Here is a 6,532-nt window from a genome sequence, read left to right as displayed (position 1 = left end):
GCAGCGAGCCCCAGCGCAGGCCGTGGGCAATCGCGGTCGGCGCGCGGCGGCGGTGGACGAAGTGGTCGACCAGCACCCCGCCGAACAGCGGGGCAAACACCGAGCCGATCCGCAGCAGGAAGTTCTGGTACTGCGGCAGCGGCGCGCTCCAGGCGCCTGGCTCGCTGAAGTCGGCGGCGCCCAGGCCGTCCAGCACTGCGACCTGCCAGCCCATCTGCGCCAGCCAGGAAGCGCTCATGTTGGCGCGCACGTCGTCGTCGTCCACCAGCACCAGGCGCGCGCCGCGCACGCTGGCGACGTGGTCGGTCTCCTGCACCAACTGGCCGCCCGGCGTCGAGCGCGAGCCGGGCAGGTGGCCGGCCTCGTATTCCTCCGGGGTACGCACGTCGAACAGGTAGGTGGTGCGCGAGGCATCCGCCTGCCACTGGCGCAGCCCGGCGATGTCGATGCGCGCGACCTCGGCGCGGTCCGCCACGGCGCGGGCGCGCTGCGCGGCGGAGTCACGGGCGGTGTCGGAGACCTCGGCGAAGCGCCGCGCCTGGCCGTGCTCCAACTGCTGCCCGGCCAGGGTCCAGCCGATGGTGCCGTTGCGCAGCGCCGAGACCGGGTTGGGGATGCCGGCGTTCACCAGCGACTGGGTGCCGATGATGCTGCGGGTGCGCCCGGCGCAATTGACGATCACCCGGGTGGCCGGGTCGGGCGCCAGCTCGGCGACGCGCAGCACCAGTTCCGCGCCGGGGACGCTGATGCCGCCGGGGATGCTCATGGTCTGGTATTCGTCGAAGCGGCGGGCGTCCAGCACTACCACGTCGGCCTTCTCGTCGAGCAGGGCCTTGACTTCCTCCGCCGCCAGGGACGGGGTGTGGCGCTCGGCTTCGACCAGCTCGCCGAAGGACTTGCTCGGCACGTTGACGTCCTTGAACAGCTCGCCGCCGGCGGCGCGCCAGCCGGCCAGGCCGCCTTCGAGCAGGGCGACGTCGCTGTAGCCCAAATCGAGCAGGCGTTGCGCGGCAACCTCGGCCAGGCCTTCGCCATCGTCGTAGACGGTGATCGGAGTATCGCGGCGCGGCACGCGGGCGTAGATCTCCAGCTCCAGCTTGGACAGCGGGATATTGGCGGCGAACAGCGGGTGTTCCTGGGCGAACGGGTCTTCCTCGCGCACGTCCAGCAGCGCCAGTTCCTGGCGGGCGAGGAGGGCGGCGCGGATATCGTGGAAGGAGCGGCGGGCGATCTGACTCATGCGGGGTTCTCTTTCGACAGGTCCCAGATGTTGGGCAACTGGCTGTTGGAATAGCCGGAGATGAAGGGCTTCTCTTCGCCTTCGGCGTTGAATACGGCACGTCGCACCGCGCCGATGTTGGCGCCGTAGACGTGGATGCTGATGGAGGATTGGTCGGTGAAGGCATTGCTCACCTGGTGAATGTCGCCGATGCGCGGCGATACCGCTTCCACCTCGCCCGGCTCCAGGCGATGCGCTTGGCCGGACTCGCGCAGGCTGCCGTCGGCAGCCAAGGCGAAGGGCTGCGAATACTCGGCGCCGCGCAGCATGCCGATCAGGCCCCAGACGCGGTGGTCGTGCACCGGCGTGCGCTGGCCGGGGCCCCAGACGAAGCTGACCACGGAAAAGCGCTGCTGGGAATCGGCGTGCAGCAGGTATTGCTGGTAGCGCTGCGGGTCGGGGCGGGCGTAGTCCTCGGGCAGCCAGTCGTCGTGGCGCACCAGTTCGGCCAGTAGCGGCGAGGCGTGGGCGAGCAGCGTGGCCTCGTCGGGCTGGGTGTCGATCAGGGCCGCGAGATCGCCGATGAATTGGCGCAGGCGGTCGAGGCGCAGGGCAGCTGGCATGTGGGGGATTCACTCCGGAAGGTTCTGGCGCTACGGTAGCAAACGCTTTTTTATTCATGAAATGCATTTTGAATCTAAGCTAATATGCGGAGAACGCAATTGGTGCCAGCCCATGAAGATCGATGACATCGACGCCTTCGTCGCGGTGATCCGCAACGCATCCCTGAGCCAGGCCGCGGAAAGCCTGGGCCTGACCCAGTCCGCTATTACCCGTCGGGTGCAGAGCCTGGAGGAATCCCTCGGGGTGGAACTGCTCGACCGCAACACCAAGCCGCTCAAGCCCACCGCCGCGGGGCGCCGGGTGTTCGAGCAGTGCCTGCGGGTGCTGCGCGAGGTCGACGGCCTGCGTGAACTGGTGGCCACCGACAGCGCGCCGAGCGGCGTGCTGCGCCTGGGCGTGCCGCAGAGCATTGGCGAAGTGGTACTGCTCGAAGCCCTGCGCCGGCTGGCCGGCGAGTACCCGGAGCTGCGCGCGCAGGTCAGCAGTGGCTGGGGCAGCCACCTGCTGGCGCGCCTGGAAAATGCCGAGCTGGACGCCGCCGTGGTGCTGTTCCCGCCGAGCAAGGTGTTCCCCGATGACCTGGGTGCGACGCCGCTGGGACGGGTCGAGCTGTGCGTGGTGGCAGCGAAGGACAGCGACGTGCAGGCCCGCCGCCTGCTCGACTGCTACCAGCACGGCTGGGTGCTCAACCCGGACGGTTGCGGTTTCCGCGCCGGCCTGCAGCGTGCCCTGGCCGACCAGGGGCTGGGCCTGCAACTGAACCTGGAGACCTTCGGCAGCGAGCTGCAGCTCGGCCTGGTGGCGGAAGGCCGCGGTTTGGGCCTGGTGCCGGCGCCTGCCCTGGGGCGCAGCCGTTATCGCGACCAGCTCCGGGTGCTGCAGCTGGAGGACTTCCAGCCGCTGATCCAGCTCTGGCTGGTGCGCCCGCGCCTGCTCGGCAACCTGGAAACACCGGCGCGGCTGTTCGGCGCGGCGGTGGCCGAAGGGCTGGATATTTCTCCGGCCTGACTCCGCACGGCACCTCCCCTGTAGGAGCGAGCTTGCTCGCGAACCGCTTTACGCCTTGCCCGCCGGAGGATTCGTCGTGGACACGTTCGCGAGCAAGCTCGCTCCTACGAAGAGCCGGAGGTCCGACGTAGGGCGGATAACCCGGAATGGGTTATCCGCCGATTGCCTCGCGGCGGATAACGCTGGCGCGTTGTGCGCCCTACGGTCCCAATTCCGTACGGCTTTCCCCTGTAGGAGCGAGCTTGCTCGCGAACCGCTTCACGCCTTTGCCCGCCGGGGGAACCATCCTGGGCCCGTTCGCGAGCAAGCTCGCTCCTACGAAGAGCCCTAGGTCCGATAGCGGAAAGCGCGGCGCGCAAGTTGATCGCGCCTGAATATGCACAATTAGCATATTAGGATATGACAAAAATGAATTTCCATCATGAACTGCTTGCCTATAGCTTCTAAGAACAACGCCAGACAAGGCGTTTTTCTTATAACGGGAGCCGCCGGTCTTATGCCGCGGCCCAGGCGAGGGCAGCACAGTGAGCGTGGAAATTCTCGGCATGATCACCGCCACTCCGAGTTCGGAGGTGGATCAGCCGCTGGGGGATGCGGTGGATGCCGGGTTCGTCCGGCGTTTCGCCCAGGCCCATGAAGACGCCGGTTTCGACCGCGTGCTGGTGGGCTACTTCAGCAATGCCGCCGAGGGCGCGGTGGTCAGCTCCTTCGTCTCCGCCGCCACTACCCGGCTGGGCATCCTGCTGGCGTACCGGCCTGGCGTGATCGCACCGCCGCTGGCCGCCCGCCAGCTCGCCACCCTCGACCAGTTCAGCGATGGCCGCCTGGCCCTCAACGTGGTCAGCGGCGGCAACGACGAGGACCTGGCGCGCGACGGCGACTACCTCGACCACGACCGCCGCTACGCCCGCACCGACGAATACCTGCAAGCCCTGCGGCAGATCTGGACCGCCGAGGCCCCGGTCGATTTCAATGGCGAGTTCTACCGCTTCCAGGGCGCTTCGCCCGCCGTGCGCCCACGGCAGAAACCGCACATCCCGATCTACTTCAGCGGCTCCTCCGAGGCTGCCATCGACGTAGCTGCCCGGCACGCGGACACCTACATGCTCTGGGGCGAACCGCTGGCTGCGGTCGATGGACACATCCGCCGCGTGCGCGCCGCTGCCCAGGCGCAGGGGCGTGATCCGCGCTTCTCGGTGTCCTTCCGGCCCATAGTCGCGGACACCGAGGAAGCCGCCTGGAAGCGCGCTGCCGAAATCCTCGAGCAAGTGCGCGAGAACCGCTCCCGCCTGGGCCTGCCGCTCAACGACCACAAGCCCGAGAACGTCGGCTCGCAGCGTCTGCTGGCGGCCGCGCAGCAGGGGGAGGTCCTCGACACGCGCCTGTGGACCGGCGTGGCCCGCCTGACCGGGGCGCGCTGGAACTCCACCGCGCTGGTCGGCACGCCCGAGCAGGTCGCCGCCGCGCTGGGCGAGTACTACCGCCTGGGCGTTTCCACCTTCCTGATCCGTGGCTTCGACCCGCTCGGCGACGCCGTGCGCTACGGCCAGGGCCTGATTCCCGCCATCCATGAACAGATCGCCCGTCTGCCGCAACTGCGGCGCGCCGGCTGAGGAGCTTTTCGATGAACCTGAAGCAACGCCTGCGCGCCACCGTCGCCGCGCTGATCCTGGGGGCGCCGCTGGCCCACGCCGCGGACTTGCCGACCCTGCGCGTGGGTGACCAGAACTACTACAACGTGCGCGCCTCCATGGAAGCCTCCGGGGTGCTGGAGGGCGCGCCCTACACAGTCGACTGGAAGCACTTCCAGTCCGCCGCGCCGGTGGCCGAGGGCCTGCAGGCCGGCGCGCTGGACCTGGGCTTCCTCGGCGATTCGGGCTTCATCTTCCTGGCCGCCAAGGGCGCGCCGGTCAAGCTGATCGGCATCTCCCGGCAGAACCCCGACACCATTGCGCTGCTGGTGCCCAAGGACTCGCCGGTGAAGACCATCGCCGACCTCAAGGGCAAGAAGGTCGCCTACTGGCCGGGCGCCTGGAGCCAGCAGCTGACCCTGCGCGCGCTGGAAAAGGCCGGCCTGCCCAGCGACTACGTCGAGTTCGTCAAGCTGATGCCCATCGACGCCGCCGCCGCGCTGCCGCGTGGCAGCATCGACGCCTTCCCGGTGTGGGAACCCTACATCTCGCAGCAGATCGTGTTCTCCGGCGCGCGCCCGATCCTCACCGCCCGCAACCTGATGCCCGGCCTGTCGAGCATCGCCGCCAACGCCGATTCCATCGAGCCCAAGCGCGCGCAGATCGCCGACTTCCTCGGCCGCCTGCAGAAGGCCCGTACCTGGGTCGAGGCGCACAAGGAGCAGTACGCCGACATCTGGGCGAAGAAGGCCAACCTGGACCAGTCCGTCTCGCGTCACTGGATCGGCCAGGCGGCGATGAGCGTCGGCCCGGTGGACCAGCAGGCCGCCGCCGATTACCAGGGCACCGCCGATTTCCTCCTGCAGACCGGCGCGCTGCCCAAGGCCTTCGATACCTCCAGCGTGATCGACAGCTCGTTCGCCAAGTCCTTTCACTAAAAGTCACTGACTGAGCACGGAGCGCCACCATGAGCATCCAGTTCCTCGGCATGATCGGCCATCGCCTGGCCTCGGAAACCATCGCCCCGGCGGGCCCCATCCTCGACAAGCAATACATCGCCGCCTTCGCCCGCGCCCACGAGGACGCCGGCTTCGACCGCATCCTGGTCGGCTACTGGTCGGACCAGCCCGACGGCTTCCTGGTGGCGGCCACCGCCGGGCTGGCCACCTCGAAGATCCACTTCCTGCTGGCGCACCGTCCCGGTTTCGTCGCCCCGACCCTGGCCGCGCGCAAGCTGGCAACCCTCGAGCACCTGCTCGACGGGCGCCTGGCGGTGCACATCATCAGCGGCGGCAGTGACGCCGACCAGCGCAAGGACGGCGATTACCTCGACCACGACCAACGCTATGCCCGCAGCGAGGAGTTCATCGAGGTGCTCAAGCGCACCTGGACCTCCGACAAGCCCTTCGACTTCCACGGCGAGCACTACCGCGTGGAGCAGGCCTTCGCGGCCATCCGCCCGCAGCAGAAGCCGCACATTCCGGTGTACTTCGGCGGCTCCTCCGAGGCGGCGCTGAAGGTCGCGGGCAAGCAGGCCGACGTGTTCATGCTCTGGGGCGAGCCGCTGGCGCAAGCCGCCGAAACCATCGCGGCGGTGCGCGAGCAGGCACGCCTGAACGGCCGCGAGGTGGAATTCAGCCTGTCGTTCCGGCCCATTCTCGGGCGTACCGAAGAGGAGGCCTGGGCCAAGGCCGAGGCGATCCGCGCCACTGCCGGCGCGCGCCTGGGCGAGGCCGGTTTCCCCAAGGGCAAGCCGCAGAGCGTCGGGGCTCAACGCCTGCTGCGCGCGGTGGAGCAGGGTGACCGGGTCGACGAACGCCTGTGGACCGGCATTGCCAAGTTGGTCGGCGGTGGGCACAACTCCACCGCCCTGGTGGGCACGCCCGAGCAGGTCGCCGATGCGCTGCTGGCGTATTACGACCTGGGCGTGCGCAGCATCCTCATTCGCGGCTTCGATCCGCTCAATGACGCCGTCGAATACGGCCGCGAGCTGATTCCGCTGACCCGCGCCAAGGTCGCCGAACGCGAGCGCCAGCGTGCCACGGCCTGA

The 6,532-nt window shown here is 68.7% G+C and carries 6 protein-coding genes; 4 read left to right on the top strand and 2 right to left on the bottom strand.

Annotated elements, in window-relative coordinates; genetic code table 11:
* The coding region (locus ACCC94_RS07870; protein ID WP_413348753.1) for a rhodanese-like domain-containing protein at positions 1-1,240 on the bottom strand (1,240 nt) is incomplete at its 3' end.
* Positions 1,237-1,842 carry a 3-mercaptopropionate dioxygenase gene (locus tag ACCC94_RS07865; protein WP_413348752.1) on the bottom strand — a complete coding sequence of 202 codons (606 nt, stop codon included), beginning with the start codon at positions 1,840-1,842 and terminating at the stop codon, positions 1,237-1,239. The genes ACCC94_RS07865 and ACCC94_RS07870, both read right to left, overlap by 4 nt.
* A 112-nt stretch (positions 1,843-1,954) precedes the next feature.
* On the opposite strand from ACCC94_RS07865, the gene ACCC94_RS07860 reads away from it, so the two are divergent.
* The 4 genes from ACCC94_RS07860 (at position 1,955) to ACCC94_RS07845 (ending at position 6,532) form a co-directional block, all read left to right on the top strand.
* Positions 1,955-2,851, top strand: a complete 897-nt coding sequence (locus ACCC94_RS07860) for a LysR family transcriptional regulator (protein WP_413348751.1) — start codon at positions 1,955-1,957, stop codon at positions 2,849-2,851.
* A gap of 545 nt (positions 2,852-3,396) precedes the next feature.
* Positions 3,397-4,464, top strand: a complete 1,068-nt coding sequence (locus ACCC94_RS07855; protein WP_413348750.1) for an LLM class flavin-dependent oxidoreductase — start codon at positions 3,397-3,399, stop codon at positions 4,462-4,464.
* Positions 4,465-4,475: 11 nt separating this feature from the next.
* Entirely contained in the window at positions 4,476-5,420 is a 945-nt protein-coding gene (locus tag ACCC94_RS07850; RefSeq protein WP_413348749.1) for an ABC transporter substrate-binding protein, read from the top strand.
* 29 nt (positions 5,421-5,449) lie between these two features.
* On the top strand, positions 5,450-6,532 hold the full coding sequence (locus ACCC94_RS07845) for an LLM class flavin-dependent oxidoreductase (protein ID WP_413348748.1): 1,083 nt from the start codon (positions 5,450-5,452) through the stop codon (positions 6,530-6,532).

It is taken from the genome of Pseudomonas sp. Pseusp97, assembly GCF_047304025.1.
GTDB lineage: Bacteria > Pseudomonadota > Gammaproteobacteria > Pseudomonadales > Pseudomonadaceae > Pseudomonas.
Note: the sequence above shows the minus strand (reverse complement) of the source record. Positions and strands in the feature narration are given on the sequence as shown.

What these genes read in the sequence shown, in the direction of transcription:
- ACCC94_RS07865 (WP_413348752.1), bottom strand. Translation starts at nt 1,842, where the DNA reads ATGCCAGCTGCCCTGCGCCTCGACCGCCTGCGCCAATTCATCGGCGAT.
- ACCC94_RS07845 (WP_413348748.1), top strand. Translation starts at nt 5,450, where the DNA reads ATGAGCATCCAGTTCCTCGGCATGATCGGCCATCGCCTGGCCTCGGAA.
- ACCC94_RS07855 (WP_413348750.1), top strand. Translation starts at nt 3,397, where the DNA reads ATGATCACCGCCACTCCGAGTTCGGAGGTGGATCAGCCGCTGGGGGAT.
- ACCC94_RS07850 (WP_413348749.1), top strand. Translation starts at nt 4,476, where the DNA reads ATGAACCTGAAGCAACGCCTGCGCGCCACCGTCGCCGCGCTGATCCTG.
- ACCC94_RS07860 (WP_413348751.1), top strand. Translation starts at nt 1,955, where the DNA reads ATGAAGATCGATGACATCGACGCCTTCGTCGCGGTGATCCGCAACGCA.